Origin of the sequence: Roseibium aggregatum (genome assembly GCF_017309185.1) — a bacterium.
Lineage (GTDB): Bacteria > Pseudomonadota > Alphaproteobacteria > Rhizobiales > Stappiaceae > Roseibium > Roseibium aggregatum_B.
Genome location: NZ_JAEKJZ010000001.1, coordinates 590,934 through 603,421 on the forward strand (window position 1 = coordinate 590,934; position 12,488 = coordinate 603,421).

A 12,488-nucleotide genomic window follows, 5' to 3' on the forward strand; every position below is an offset into this window, starting at 1 on the left:
TCATGTGTCGAGGATTTCCGTATCGTCGATTTTGATGTCGAAACCTTCCAGCCCGACGTAACGCCGCTCACGGGAGGCCAACAGGCGGATCGAGCTGACGCCGAGGTCCTTGAGGATCTGCGCGCCGAGACCAACCTCTCGCCATTGTTCCTGTCTAGCTTGCGCGGAGCTGTGCTCCTCGGTGTCCGCCGCCTCGAAATCCGACCGGGCGCGCTTGGACTGGATGGCGACACCCACCGAACCTTCCCGCAGATAGACGATGACACCCCGGCCGCGATCCGCGAAATGCCGCATGATATTGTCGAGCGACTGCGCTTCGCCGAACACGTCGTCGAGAACGGATTCCAGTTGCAGCCGTACCGGGACGCTGCGCCCGTCGAGAATATCGCCATAGACGATCGCGACATGGTGCATCGGGTCGTAGGGCGTGGAATAGGTCATGGCATAGGCAGGGCCGGCGATGGTATCGACCGGTTGCTCGTTGACCCGTTCCACCATGCGCTCCGTGCGCTGGCGCCAGGCGATCAGGTCGGAGACAGAGACCATCTTCAGCTCGTATTCGGCAGCGAACTCGGCGACCTGCTGGCCCCGCTTGACCGTGCCGTCGTCATTGACCAGCTCGCTGATCACGCCGACTTCCTCGAGCCCGGACAGGCGGCAGAGGTCGACAGCGGCTTCCGTGTGGCCGGAGCGGATCATCACGCCGCCTTCCTTGGCCACCAGGGGGAAGATATGGCCCGGACGGACGAAATCGTCCGCGCCGACGTTCGGATTGGCAAGCGCGCGGACCGTGGAGCAGCGCTCCTCGGCGGAAATGCCCGTGGTCAGGCCCTGGCGGTAATCGACGGAAATGGTGAAGGCGGTCGCCAGCGGCGCATCGTTTTCAGCGACCATCGGATCGAGCCTGAGCCGTCGCGCATGTGCAACCGTCATCGGCGCGCAGATGATCCCGGAGGTGTGGCGGACCATGAAGGCCATCTGTTCCGGCGTGATTTTTGAAGCAGCGACAATCAGGTCGCCTTCATTCTCGCGGTCGTCATCGTCGGTCACGACCACCATTTCACCGCGCTCGAACGCGCGGATTGCTTCTGCGACACGGGCCTGGGACACAGGATGCTCCTTGGTTGTGGAAAGTCCGAGAAAGTCGTTTGGGGTGACGACCCCACCGGTGGCAATGGCAATCTTGCGGGCCATGTCCCGCGAGATCCATGCATTCGGGTCATTGCACAGGGCGGTCACCGAGGCAGGCGACAGATCGGCGCGGCGCGCGAAGGCGCTGCGGCTTTCTCCTGCCTGTAAAAGCCATTGATCGAGTCTCATGGACCCGCATATACGCCTCTTCTCTTTCAGTCTCAATAGAAAGAGGAAAAAAATTCAGTGATACTGAAAGTGTCAGGCAGGCTTTACAAACTCCACGGCACGGGAAACGAAGGCCGGTGTCATCCAGCGTTCCTGAAGCCCATGCGCGGCGCACAGGCCGGTAAGATCCTCACGCAGGTAAGATGTATAATAAGGCTCGTGAAAAAGCTGCGGAAAAACCGACAGAAGCCCGTCGTAATCCGGTACGTCGCCGGTTTGCAGACTGTCCACGAACAGGAAGGATCCGCCCGGTTTCAGGACACGGGCCACTTCCTTGATCACCGCTTTTCGGACTTTCGGTGGCAGCTCGTGAAACAGAAACACGCAGGAGACCACGTCGAGAGAGCTGTTCGCGAAGGGGAGCGCTTCGGCCATGCCGGTAACGAAGCCGGCACGCGGCGACCGGATCCGGTCGCGGGCCACATTGAGATAGGGTTCGGAAAGGTCCAGCCCGGTTCCCTTGAGCCGCGGAAAGGCGGCGAGCGCCGGGCCCAGCAATCCGCCGGTGCCGCAGGCCAGGTCGGCATAGGCGACCCTGCGCTGATCCTTCCGTTTCAGGATCTCGGCAAAGGGCACGAGCGCGCGCCGGCGCATGGCGGCCGTCGCGCCGGAAAACAGCACGTCCACCTGAAAGTCGTAAAGCTTGGCGCTTTCTTCCGACAGCCAGCCGTCGGTCTGGAAATGAAAATTCTGGCGGTAGTAGCGGGGAAGCGCGACCGCGAAGGTCTCGGCCGTGTCGTTGACTTCCTGATGCGCGCCTGTCGCCCGGCGGCGCGCGACTTCCGGTACATCCTTGAAAAAGGCCCGACTGGTGGCGAGCAGCTGGCGCGGGCTCATGGTGCCGTCGGAAGGCAGCGGATAAAGACCTGCCTCCACGGCCTGCAGATCGTCGGCAAACAGCTTGACGATATCGGCGAGCATGCGCCGCTGGCTCGGGACGGGTCCTTCCGGGGTAACCTTGGGGGTCTCGGGAAGCTCCTTTTGCAGACGCCGGTTCATCCGGCGCATGGCTTCGGAGTGCAGCGTATAGAGCGCGACCCGGCTGCCTTGATGGAGTGCATAGCGGGTTTTTCTGAAAATCCCGGGAAGCGGATGCTTCCGCAAACCCGCCGCAGCACCGGTATCGCCTTCCACCGTCGTCATGGCTCACTCCCGTTTTAAGACCGCCACAACCTCAATATGGGGCGAAAACTGGAACTGGTCCACGGGTGTGACGCTTTGCAGCGCATAGCCACCGTCGAGCAGGATCCTGAGGTCGCGCGCGAGGGTCGCCGGATTGCAGGAGACCGCGACGATCGTTTCCACCCTGGAAAGGGCCAGTTGCTCCGCTTGCGCCTGCGCGCCGGCTCTTGGCGGGTCGAAGACGACCGCGTCGAAGGCCTCCAGTTCGTCGCGCACCAGCGGGCGGCGGGAGAGGTCGCGCCTTTCGAAAGTGACCCTCTTCAGCCCCTGGGCCCTGCGCAGCGCCGTGTCGAAGGCCGCGATCGCCGCCTTGTCGCCCTCGACCGCGTGCACATTGGCCGTGCGGGCCAGACGCAGGGCGAAGGTGCCGGCGCCGGAAAACAGGTCGGCCACCTCTTTCGCCTTGCCGACCCCGTTCAGGACGAGGCGGGACAAGACGTCTTCCGCCGCGAGCGTTGCCTGGGTAAAGCCGCCGGGCGCGGCGACAAGGCCGATGCCGCCCATGTCGAGCATCGGCGGCCGGATTTCCAGGAGGACTTCGCCGTTCACCGAAAGACGGGCCAGATCCATTTCGACCGTTTTCTGGGAAAGGCCGGGGATCTTGCGCTCGTAAGCCTTGTCGGCGTTATCGATGGCGACGTCCAGTCCCGCTGTCGTCGCAAGAACGGTGAGGCGCAACTCACCCTTTTTCGGCAGCACCTCGGACGCCAGGGTTTTCAGGCCGGGCAGGGCCTTGACGATCGCCGGGTCGAGAACCGGGCATTCGCGAATGTCGACCAGGCGGTGGCTTGCCTTTTCGTGATAGCCGAGCAGGGTGTGGCGTCCGGCGCGGGTCGCCGTCAGAACGGCCCGGCGGCGGCCGCCGGCCGTGGCCGCCAAGGTGTTGGCCGCAGGCGTTTCGATGCCGCGTCCGGCCAGCGCCTTTTCGACAAGGCCGCGTTTCCAGGCAAGATAGGGCTTTTCGGCAAGATGCTGCAGGGAACAGCCGCCGCAGCGTTCATAGTGCGCACAGACAGGTTCTATCCGGTCCGGCGAGGGGGCCGCGATCTCCGGGTTCAGGGCGCGTCCGCCCTTGACGTCCGCACGGACGGTCTCGCCCGGCAGGGCACCCGCCACGAAGACCGGCCCGTCTTCCGTCTGCGCGATGCCGTCGCCACGGTGACCGAGGTCGGTGATCAAAAGGTCTCTCTCTCTCATGGGGGAGCGATAGCGCCAAGAGGAGCGGGGGGCAAGGCGTTTGCGCTTTCATGCCGGGCCTCGCGAGCTGTTTTGCTTTCGCGAAACCGGGCGTCCAGCCGTGCCGGAAGGGAAAAGCAGTTATTCCCGTTGCGGGTATTGTCAGGATAAATTGAAAGTTGAACTGCGCGTCGGAAGAAACTAGCCTCAAGAATGCCGGAAAATGAAAACACAAAATATTCATTCCGGCTACTTGGGAGGAAGGAATGAAGACCTTTTTGACGACAGTGGCCGCAGCCTCGCTGCTGGCCAGCAGCGCACTTGCGCAAACCGCCGGACTGCCGGACAACCTGGCCAAGCTCGGCGCCTTCAAGACAACCGGTGTAACGGACTTTACCGTTGTCGAGCAGACCGGGCCTTTCGCCGACGGCATCAGGAAAAACCTCGAGCGGATCACGCTGCCGGACGGCTTCAAGATCGAACTCTACGCGGTCGTGCCCGACGCGCGCCACATGGCGGTCGGCCCTCAGGGCATCGTGACCTTCGTCGGCACCCGCAAGACCGAGGTCTGGGCGGTTACCGACCGCAACAAGGATCGGGTTGCGGACGAGGTGAAGAACTTCGCTCCGTCGCTCACCAAGGCGATCCCGAACGGGCCCTGCTTCACCAAGGACGGGTTTCTGATCATAGCGGAACAGAACCGCGTTCTGCTCTATCCGGCGGCCGAGTTCTTCTATGAAAGCCCGGACGTGGTGGCCGTGCCGATTGTTCCGGGTGGCGAACTGGTCCCGCCGGAAGAAGAGAGCTACAACCACACCGCGCGGGTCTGCAAGATCGGCCCGGACGGCAAGGTCTATATCTCGCTCGGCCAGCCGTTCAACGTGTTTGCGCCGGAGAAGATGGATCTTTACAACGAGGTCGGCATCGGCGGCATGATCCGGATGAACATGGACGGATCGGAACGCGAGGTCTACACCCGCGGCATTCGCAACTCGGTCGGTCACGATTTCCATCCGGTGACCGGCGAGCTCTGGTTCACCGACAACCAGGTCGACGGCATGGGGGACGACATCCCGCCGGGCGAGTTGAACCGCCAGACCGCAATGGGCCAGCATTTCGGCTTCCCCTGGTACGGTGGCGGACATGTGCGCACCAACGAATACGCGGAAAGCGATCCGCCGGCGGATGTCGTGTTCCCGGCTGTCGAGATGACGGCTCATGCCGCCGATCTCGGCATGACCTTCTACACCGGCAAGATGTTCCCGGATAAGTACAAGAACGCGATCTTCTCCGCCCAGCACGGCTCCTGGAACCGGACCACGCCGGTCGGCGCGCGCGTCATGGTCACCTTCATCGATGAAGACGGCAATGCCACCAGCGAACCCTTCGCCGAAGGCTGGATCGACGAGAACGACGAGTATCTCGGCCGTCCGGTCGACGTCGCGCAGTTGCGTGACGGCTCCATCCTGGTCTCCGACGACCTCGCCGGCGCGATCTACCGGATCAGCTACGGCGAATGATGCGGGCAGCCCTCCTGAGCCTCGGCGTGGTTCTCCACGCCGGGGCGCTTCCGGCCGCCGAATTGCCTGAAGGCGATCCGCAGGCCGGCCGAAAACAGGCAGGCTCCTGCCGGACCTGCCACGGGATCGACGGTTTCGCGACCATCCCGATCGCTCCTCATATCGGCGGCGAACCGGCATCCTATATCGAGCATCAGCTCACCGCGTTTCGCGAGGGGACGCGTGAGCACGAAATGATGAGCGTGGTGGCCAAGAGCCTCGACGACCAGAAGATCGCCAATCTGGCGGCCTGGTTCGCCAATCACGACGTGACCACGACGCTCACCCGCGACGAAGCCCAGGCTCCGGAAGCCTGCGTCGCCTGTCATGGCGTCGACGGTATTTCGCAACTGGAAGACGCGCCGAACCTTGCCGGGGAAACCACGATCTACATCGACACCCAGCTCAAGGCCTTCCGAAACGGCAAGCGGACACACGAGATCATGAGCGAGATCGCCGCCGACATGAGCGACGACGAAATCCGCGCCGCGGCGGAATGGTACGCTTCGGTGAAGATCGCGATTTCCGCGAAGGGGGGGTAGGGGCGGCAAAGGGCGCGGCCGCTGAAAACTGAGTCAGCGGCTCTCTGTTCCGATTACGCTCAGGAGAAACACTGGTTGTCGTCCCGGTTTTGCGCAGCAATGACCGGGATCCAGTACTCCGCGAGTCTGCTGGAACCGCATCGCTTGCGTTTACTGGGTCCCTGCCTGCGCAGGGATGACAAGGAGAGGCTCCCACGCTTCAGTGGACCTACCCGCTTTTCTTCCCGCAAAGAAGCCACTCCGCGTTGCCGTCGCCGCCTTTGACGGGCGAGGGCACAAGATCGCCGGCCTGCCAGTCGGGAACGGTGCCGAGCCAGATTTGCAAGTCTTTCGCGGTGTCCGCCGCGATCTGCGGGTCGACCAGACCTCCCTTGCCGATGTTGTCCCTGCCGGCCTCGAACTGGGGCTTGACCAGAAACACCCCTTCCGCGCCTGGCGCGGCAAGGGCAAGCGCCGGAGGCAGCGCGAGTTTCAAGGATATGAAGCTGACGTCGGAGACCACGAGGTCCGGACGGTCGCCGCCAAGATGCGCCGCCTCAAGATCGCGGGCATTGAGGCCTTCCCGGACGGCGATCTTGGGATGGTTGCGCAGAGTTTCGTGCAATTGCCCGTGGCCGACATCTATGGCGTGCACCCGGGCTGCGCCCCGCTCCAGAAGCACCTGGGTGAATCCGCCCGTCGAGGCGCCGATATCGAGACAGATCCTGTCTTCCGGATCGACACCGAAGCGCGCGAGACCTTCAATCAGTTTCAGCGCGGCGCGGGACACGTAGTGCGCCGCAGGGTCCGCGACCTCGACCCGAGCGTCCGGACCGGTCTTTTGAGAGGGTTTCGTCGCCGGCGTGCCGTCCACCGTCACGGTGCCGCGCAGGATCGCGTCGCGGGCCCGGGCCCGGCTCGGAAACAGGCCAAGGTCCACGAGATGCTGGTCGAGGCGTTGGTTGGACATTCGGACACTCGAAAAGCAGTCAGCGGGGAGAAGCGTTTCAGTCTTAGCCGAAACAGCTTGCGATGGCGGAAATCAGCCGGTCCGCGTAGATACGCTCACCTGCATAGAGCCACAACATGACCGACAGCGCGACAAGAACCGTCGCGCCGGCGGTGAGGCCAATATAAAGCGGCATTCGCATATCTTCAGGCTCGCCAGCACCGGTTCACGAAGAAGCGGCCGCGTTGTCGATCAGCCGGCGCAGCTTCTTCAGGGCAGTTTCCTCCGCTTCCCCGTAAGCGATGGTGCCGACGAACTTGTGGTCGGCATTCATCAGGTAGACGGCGGCGGAATGGTCCATCGTGTAGTCGCCGTCGTCAAGGGGAACCTTGCGCGCATAGACACGGTAGGCCTTCAGGATGACATCGATCTGCTCCCGGGTTCCCGTCAGCGGCTGGATGCGTTTGTCGAAGGCCCAGACATAGTCGCGCATCACGTCGGGGGTGTCGCGTTCCGGATCGACGGTGACATAGGCATAGTTCAGTTTGTCGGCATCCTCCCCGAGGGCCTCCATCCAGCCCTGCATTTCGGCAAGTGTGGTGGGACAGACGTCGGGGCAGTAGGTAAAGCCGAAAAACATCAGCGTCGGCTTACCGGCAAAGGTCTTTTCCGTAACGGTTTCGCCCGAGCCGTTGACAAGCTCGAACGGTCCGCCGATGGCGGCCAGAGGCTCGATCAGGCCACCGGACTTGTCGCTTCCCGCCGTTTGCAGGAAGACAAGATATCCGGACACGACGGCGAGAGCGGCGACCGCCGCCCAGGCTCCGTACCGGAAGAGTTTCAGACCGGACATGGGTTTTCCTCTTCTTGAAGATGGCGGATCGGCCGTTGTTTCGGCCGATCCGGACCGCGTCAATTCTTGCTGTGATCCATCTTGCTGTGATCCATCGCCCCGTGGCCCATTTCCTTGGCGCCCATTTTCGCGACGGGAAGCTCAATGGACACGTCGCCGGCTTTCTCGAAAGTCAGCACGACCGGTACCGTCGAGCCTTCCTCGAACGGCTGGCTCAGCCCCATGAACATGATGTGCAGGCCACCGGGTTGAAGGGTCACGGTCTCGCCGGCCGGGATCTCGATGCCGCCTTTCATTTCGCGCATTTTCATGATGTCGTCGATCACCGCCATTTCGTGCAGCTCCACCTTGCCGGAAACGTCGGATTTTGCCGCGACCAGGCGGTCGGCTTCGGAGCCGTTGTTGACGATTTCGATGAAACCGCCACCCGCCTTTGCCTTGGGCGGAGTAGCCCGGGTCCAGGCCTTGCTGATCGTCAGGTCACCGACAGTGTAATCCATTGCCGACACTGAGAATGAAACGAGAGTGAGGGCAGCCGCCGCCGCCAGGGTTTTCATGAAGTTCATGATGAAGTCCTTGATATCTGAGTTGATTTGGTTTCGGTCAGATCAAGGTACTGGGAGGCGCGCGGATGGTGAGCGACCCGGGCGAAAGCGTGTGGTGAACTTCCGTGCCGCTCGCGCGGGTCTTTGGACCGCAGGCCACCAAGGCGGGTTCGGGTGCCGGTGTGGCGCCGCATAGGCCGGGCGCCAGGCCGCACCCATGGGCGCAGGTTGTTCCACACTGACAGGCAAGCGTGTTGTGTGATTGCGGAACGTCTTGCTGACTGGAGGGCTGGCAGAGGCTCGCCCATCCGGTGGCTGCCCCGCCGTCCGGCAGCAGCGCGGTCGCAAGAATGACGAGGCAAAGACGCACGCAAAAGGCGACCGCGGCAAGTGCCACCAGGGGGTGACGCTCCCGTCTCAACGCCTCCATATGGCTCCTCCGCACGTTCATACGATGGCTATAGGCTCAATATCGCGCGCTGTCGAGTTGCGAATTTGCCCCCGGGTTTGTCATCCAAACCGCTGCCTTACATGCCCGGGCCGTCCGGTGCGCGCTTCGTCCGCGACGCTTCGGCGGCCGACACGCTGTCCGTGGGCGCCGGGGTCTTCTCCGGCCCGGTAGGATCCGATCCGTCCTCCGGATCCTCTTCCGTTGTTTCGAAGTTGTAGATGTCGTCCTCGTAAGCCGGAAATTCTTCCGGAGGGATGACATATTCTTCGTCCTCGGCATTGAGGGGTTCCGCCGAAATGACCGTACCGACCTGCGCGGTCGACGCATATTCGAAGTCTGTCTTCTCGTCGGCGGTAAGCGCTTCGCGGGTGAAGACACGCGTCAGGATGAAGGCGACCATGACCACATTGGCCACGACGACCATGACGAAAAGTCCGGAGGGGCCCATCTGGCTCATGATCATCGAGGCGGCGAGCGGCCCGACGATCGATCCGATTCCGAAGGACAGCAGCATGCCGGAGGAGGTCGCGACAAAGTCTTCCGAGGAGGCGTGGTCGAAGGCATGCGCCACGGCAATCGCGTAGAGCGGCTGACAGAACATGCCCACAAGGAAGGCGCTCAAAATGGCGATTGGAAACTCGACCGGCTCGAAGACGACGATACCGAAAGACGCCGCGGCGGTCGCCGCACCCAGGCCGGCGATGACAAGGCGCCGGTCGAGCTTGTCCGACAATCGCCCGGCGGGCCACTGGGCGACGAGGCCTCCGGCGACGATGGCGGCGGCGTAGAGCGCCGCCTGCTTGCTCGACAGGCCGATCTGCGATCCGTAGAGAGCGGCAAGGGTCAAAAGCGCGCCTTGCGAACAGCCGACAAACAAGACGCCGACGACGGCGGCCGGCGAGTTTTTGTAGAGCTTGATCGGCTGGAAACGCACAAGCGTGATCGGCGCGGGCTGTGTGGATGTCGTCAGCGAAACCGGCATCACCGCAAGGCTGACCATGACGGACGCGATCGCGAAGGGCACGAAGTCGGAAATGTTCATCGTCGCGATCGACACCTGGCCTGCCATCAGCGCGGCAAACAGAATGACGATGTAGAAGGACATGATCGTTCCGCGATTTTCGTTGGTCGCGCTTTCATTGAGCCAGCTTTCAACGATCATGTAGAAGCCGGCCAGGCTGAAGCCTGAAATGACGCGGATGAGCATCCAGGCATAGGGATCGATGATGACCGGGTGCAGAATGGCGGCCGCCGACATCAGCGACACGAGGGCCGCGAACGCGCGGATATGCCCGGCGCGCATGATCACGAGCGGCGCGCCCAGGCAGCCGAGGACCATGCCGAAGAAATAGGCCGAGGAGATGGCGCCGATCTCGAAGTCCGTGAAATAGAACCGGTCCGCGGCAAGCGGCAGAAGCGTTGTCTGGAGGCCGTGCCCGAAAATGAGCAGGGCGACAGACAGCATGAGGGCGGACACGGAAAGCAGCGTCTGTGCCAAGGATGTCTCCAAAACCGAAGCGAAAAAACAAAAGCGCCGGATGGAACCGACGCATTTTGGTCTGCAAGAAAGCATTTTCAGGTCATGCGGTGCCTGTCAATCACGTTTGAGAAACTTCCTCGCGCGGCGTCGCCGAGCCGCCGGTCAAGTTCGCAATTGAGACAGTCAGGCGCGCTGGGGGGCGGGAACGGACCCAGTGCCAAGCGCGGTGAAAACCGCCTTCAGAATACCGTCGCAATTCAGGCCGGCCCGGGCATACATCGCATCCGGCTTGTCCTGGCCGAGGAAAGCGTCGGGCAACGCCAGTGTCCGGATTTTCAGCCCGTTTTCCAGAAGGCCCTCTTCGGCAAGTCTCGTCAGCACATGGCTGCCGAAACCGCCGGCAGAGCCTTCCTCGATCGTAACCAGGACCTCGTGCGACTTCACCAGGCGCCGGATCAGATCCATGTCCAGAGGCTTGGCAAATCGCGCGTCGGCGACTGTCGTCGACAGACCGGCCGCATCCAGTTCATCCGCCGCTTTCAGGCATTCCGCCATCCGTCCGCCGAAATTCAGGAGGGCGACCTTGGTTCCCTCCCGTCGGACAACGCCCTTGCCGATTTCCAGAACGCTGCCCCGTTCGGGAAGGTTGAGGCCGACGCCTTCGCCACGCGGGTAGCGGAAGGAGATCGGACCTTCGTCATAGGCGACGGCGGTCGCCACCATATGGCGGAGTTCAACTTCGTCGGCCGCCGCCATGACGACGAAACCGGGAAGGCAGGAGAGGAATACGGTGTCGAAGGCGCCGGCATGGGTTGGGCCGTCGGCGCCGACCAGACCGGCCCGGTCGATGGGAAAACGCACCGGAAGCCCCTGAATTGCAACATCGTGGACCACCTGATCGTAGGCGCGCTGCAGGAAGGTGGAGTAGATCGCGGCGAACGGTTTGAAGCCTTCCGTCGCAAGACCGGCGGCGAAGGTTACGGCATGCTGTTCGGCGATACCGACGTCGAAGGTGCGTTCCGGAAACGCTTCTCCGAAGAGATCGAGTCCGGTGCCATCGGGCATTGCGGCCGTGATTGCGACGACTTTCCCGTCCCTCCTGGCTTCCTCGATCAGGGACGCCGCGAATACGCTCGTGTAAGTCGGCGCATTCGCCTTCGGTTTGGACTGTTTTCCGGTGACGACGTCGAATTTGGCGACGCCGTGGTATTTGTCCCGGGCGCCTTCCGCTGGCGTGTAACCCTTGCCCTTCTGGGTCACGGCGTGGATCAGCACCGGTCCTTGAGGATTGTCGCGGACCCCCCTCAGGATCGGCAGCAGGTCTTCCAGGTTGTGCCCGTCCACCGAGCCGACATAATGAAACCCGAGCTCTTCGAACAAGGTTCCGCCGGTTTGGAAACCGTGAGGCGTTTCTTCGGCCCGGGCGGTTTTTTCGAAGTCCGGCTTCGGCGGGGACTGTGCGATGTCTTTTGCGGCGTTTCCGGTCGATTGATGCGCCGGTCCGGAAACGAGCTTGGCGAGATAGGCCGAGATCGCCCCCACCGGCGGGGCGATGGACATGCCGTTGTCGTTCAGGATCACGATAAGCCGCGAGCCGAGATGACCGGCATTGTTGATCGCCTCATAGGCCATGCCCGCCGACATGGCGCCGTCGCCGATGACGGCGACGACGTTGTTGTTTCCGCCTTTAAGGTCCCGGCCGGCCGCCATGCCCAGGCCGGCGGAGATCGATGTGGAGGAATGCGCCGCCCCGAACGGGTCGTAGGGGCTCTCAGCCCGCCTGGTGAATCCCGACAGTCCATCCCCCTGGCGCAGGGTGCGGATGCGCTCTCGCCGTTCGGTGAGAATTTTGTGCGGATAGCATTGGTGTCCGACATCCCAAATCAGCTTGTCTTCGGGGGTGTCAAAGACATAGTGAATCGCGACGGTGAGTTCCACGACGCCGAGCCCGGCACCCAGGTGTCCTCCGGTGATGGAAACGGCGCTGATCGTTTCCTTCCGCAATTCGTCAGCCAGCTGCACCAGATCCGTTTCGTCGAGTTTTCGCAAATCCGCTGGTGAATTGACCCGATCGAGCAGAGGCGTGTGGGGCTTGGAAGTCACGCTTTCGAAGACTCCGGCAAAGATAACTTGGCAGGCAGGCATACATCATGCCTCTGGAGGGCGCAAATGTGCCTGTTGGGAGCGTCAGTGCGGCGTGTTCGGCTTTTTCCGGGAGCCACTTTGAGAAGCGCCTGATGAATACGAAGTAATACTTAGATGAGCGCAACTTATTGCAGTTTTTACGCTCAGTCACCCGTTTGGGTGATGCATCTTTTCAGGAACTATCTTAATTGATTCCGCGTGGTCGATGGGGCCACGTGCACAGTGATCGACTCGGGGCCGTCATTTGACGGCCCCTTTTTTCTGCCGG

General features: G+C 62.4%; 12 protein-coding genes. 2 read left to right on the forward strand and 10 right to left on the reverse strand.

The features are described 5' to 3' along the window. The 3 genes from ribB to JF539_RS02705 form a co-directional block, all read right to left on the reverse strand. Window positions 1-1,320 carry a 3,4-dihydroxy-2-butanone-4-phosphate synthase gene (ribB, locus tag JF539_RS02695; protein ID WP_207138810.1) on the reverse strand — a complete coding sequence of 440 codons (1,320 nt, stop codon included), beginning with the start codon at window positions 1,318-1,320 and terminating at the stop codon, window positions 1-3. A gap of 72 nt (window positions 1,321-1,392) precedes the next feature. Next, on the reverse strand, window positions 1,393-2,502 hold the full coding sequence (locus tag JF539_RS02700; RefSeq protein ID WP_207138811.1) for a class I SAM-dependent methyltransferase: 1,110 nt from the start codon (window positions 2,500-2,502) through the stop codon (window positions 1,393-1,395). A 3-nt stretch (window positions 2,503-2,505) separates the two neighbouring features. Continuing rightward, on the reverse strand, window positions 2,506-3,738 hold the full coding sequence (locus JF539_RS02705) for a class I SAM-dependent RNA methyltransferase (RefSeq protein WP_207138812.1): 1,233 nt from the start codon (window positions 3,736-3,738) through the stop codon (window positions 2,506-2,508). Window positions 3,739-3,983: 245 nt separating this feature from the next. Here JF539_RS02705 and JF539_RS02710 point away from each other — a divergent pair, with 245 nt between their 5' ends. Further along, a complete protein-coding gene (locus JF539_RS02710; RefSeq protein WP_207138813.1) occupies window positions 3,984-5,237 on the forward strand; it encodes a PQQ-dependent sugar dehydrogenase in 1,254 nt (417 codons plus the stop codon). Then, window positions 5,234-5,818 carry a c-type cytochrome gene (locus JF539_RS02715; protein ID WP_207138814.1) on the forward strand — a complete coding sequence of 195 codons (585 nt, stop codon included), beginning with the start codon at window positions 5,234-5,236 and terminating at the stop codon, window positions 5,816-5,818. Before JF539_RS02710 ends, JF539_RS02715 begins: the two co-directional genes overlap by 4 nt. Before the next feature lie 208 nt (window positions 5,819-6,026). Here the strand turns inward: JF539_RS02715 and JF539_RS02720 are convergent, their stop codons facing one another. The 7 genes from JF539_RS02720 to dxs all read right to left on the reverse strand — a co-directional run bounded on the left by JF539_RS02720 (window position 6,027) and on the right by dxs (window position 12,220). Then, window positions 6,027-6,767, reverse strand: a complete 741-nt coding sequence (locus JF539_RS02720) for a TlyA family RNA methyltransferase (RefSeq protein ID WP_207138815.1) — start codon at window positions 6,765-6,767, stop codon at window positions 6,027-6,029. Window positions 6,768-6,810: 43 nt separating this feature from the next. Further along, entirely contained in the window at window positions 6,811-6,942 is a 132-nt protein-coding gene (locus JF539_RS27830; RefSeq protein WP_268957511.1) for a hypothetical protein, read from the reverse strand. A 30-nt stretch (window positions 6,943-6,972) separates the two neighbouring features. Continuing rightward, window positions 6,973-7,599: an SCO family protein gene (locus JF539_RS02725; RefSeq protein ID WP_207138816.1), complete on the reverse strand. Its 627-nt coding sequence runs from the start codon at window positions 7,597-7,599 to the stop codon at window positions 6,973-6,975. A 59-nt stretch (window positions 7,600-7,658) separates the two neighbouring features. Then, window positions 7,659-8,165 (reverse strand): copper chaperone PCu(A)C, encoded by a 507-nt coding sequence (locus tag JF539_RS02730; RefSeq protein WP_207138817.1) that lies wholly within the window; start codon window positions 8,163-8,165, stop codon window positions 7,659-7,661. A 37-nt stretch (window positions 8,166-8,202) separates the two neighbouring features. Next, the gene (locus JF539_RS02735; protein WP_207138818.1) at window positions 8,203-8,574 is read right to left on the reverse strand and encodes a hypothetical protein; all 372 of its coding nucleotides are present in this window, start codon (window positions 8,572-8,574) and stop codon (window positions 8,203-8,205) included. Between the two features lie 97 nt (window positions 8,575-8,671). After that, window positions 8,672-10,093 carry an MFS transporter gene (locus JF539_RS02740; RefSeq protein ID WP_209016977.1) on the reverse strand — a complete coding sequence of 474 codons (1,422 nt, stop codon included), beginning with the start codon at window positions 10,091-10,093 and terminating at the stop codon, window positions 8,672-8,674. A gap of 165 nt (window positions 10,094-10,258) precedes the next feature. Then, on the reverse strand, window positions 10,259-12,220 hold the full coding sequence (dxs, locus tag JF539_RS02745) for a 1-deoxy-D-xylulose-5-phosphate synthase (protein WP_207138820.1): 1,962 nt from the start codon (window positions 12,218-12,220) through the stop codon (window positions 10,259-10,261). Window positions 12,221-12,488 lie beyond the last annotated feature (268 nt).

Bases quoted from the DNA above. Each gene is read 5' to 3' on its own strand.
- ribB (WP_207138810.1), bottom strand. From the start codon at position 1,320: ATGAGACTCGATCAATGGCTTTTACAGGCAGGAGAAAGCCGCAGCGCC.
- JF539_RS02700 (WP_207138811.1), bottom strand. From the start codon at position 2,502: ATGACGACGGTGGAAGGCGATACCGGTGCTGCGGCGGGTTTGCGGAAG.
- JF539_RS02705 (WP_207138812.1), bottom strand. From the start codon at position 3,738: ATGAGAGAGAGAGACCTTTTGATCACCGACCTCGGTCACCGTGGCGAC.
- JF539_RS02710 (WP_207138813.1), top strand. From the start codon at position 3,984: ATGAAGACCTTTTTGACGACAGTGGCCGCAGCCTCGCTGCTGGCCAGC.
- JF539_RS02715 (WP_207138814.1), top strand. From the start codon at position 5,234: ATGATGCGGGCAGCCCTCCTGAGCCTCGGCGTGGTTCTCCACGCCGGG.
- JF539_RS02720 (WP_207138815.1), bottom strand. From the start codon at position 6,767: ATGTCCAACCAACGCCTCGACCAGCATCTCGTGGACCTTGGCCTGTTT.
- JF539_RS27830 (WP_268957511.1), bottom strand. From the start codon at position 6,942: ATGCCGCTTTATATTGGCCTCACCGCCGGCGCGACGGTTCTTGTCGCG.
- JF539_RS02725 (WP_207138816.1), bottom strand. From the start codon at position 7,599: ATGTCCGGTCTGAAACTCTTCCGGTACGGAGCCTGGGCGGCGGTCGCC.
- JF539_RS02730 (WP_207138817.1), bottom strand. From the start codon at position 8,165: ATGAACTTCATGAAAACCCTGGCGGCGGCGGCTGCCCTCACTCTCGTT.
- JF539_RS02735 (WP_207138818.1), bottom strand. From the start codon at position 8,574: ATGGAGGCGTTGAGACGGGAGCGTCACCCCCTGGTGGCACTTGCCGCG.
- dxs (WP_207138820.1), bottom strand. From the start codon at position 12,220: ATGCCTGCCTGCCAAGTTATCTTTGCCGGAGTCTTCGAAAGCGTGACT.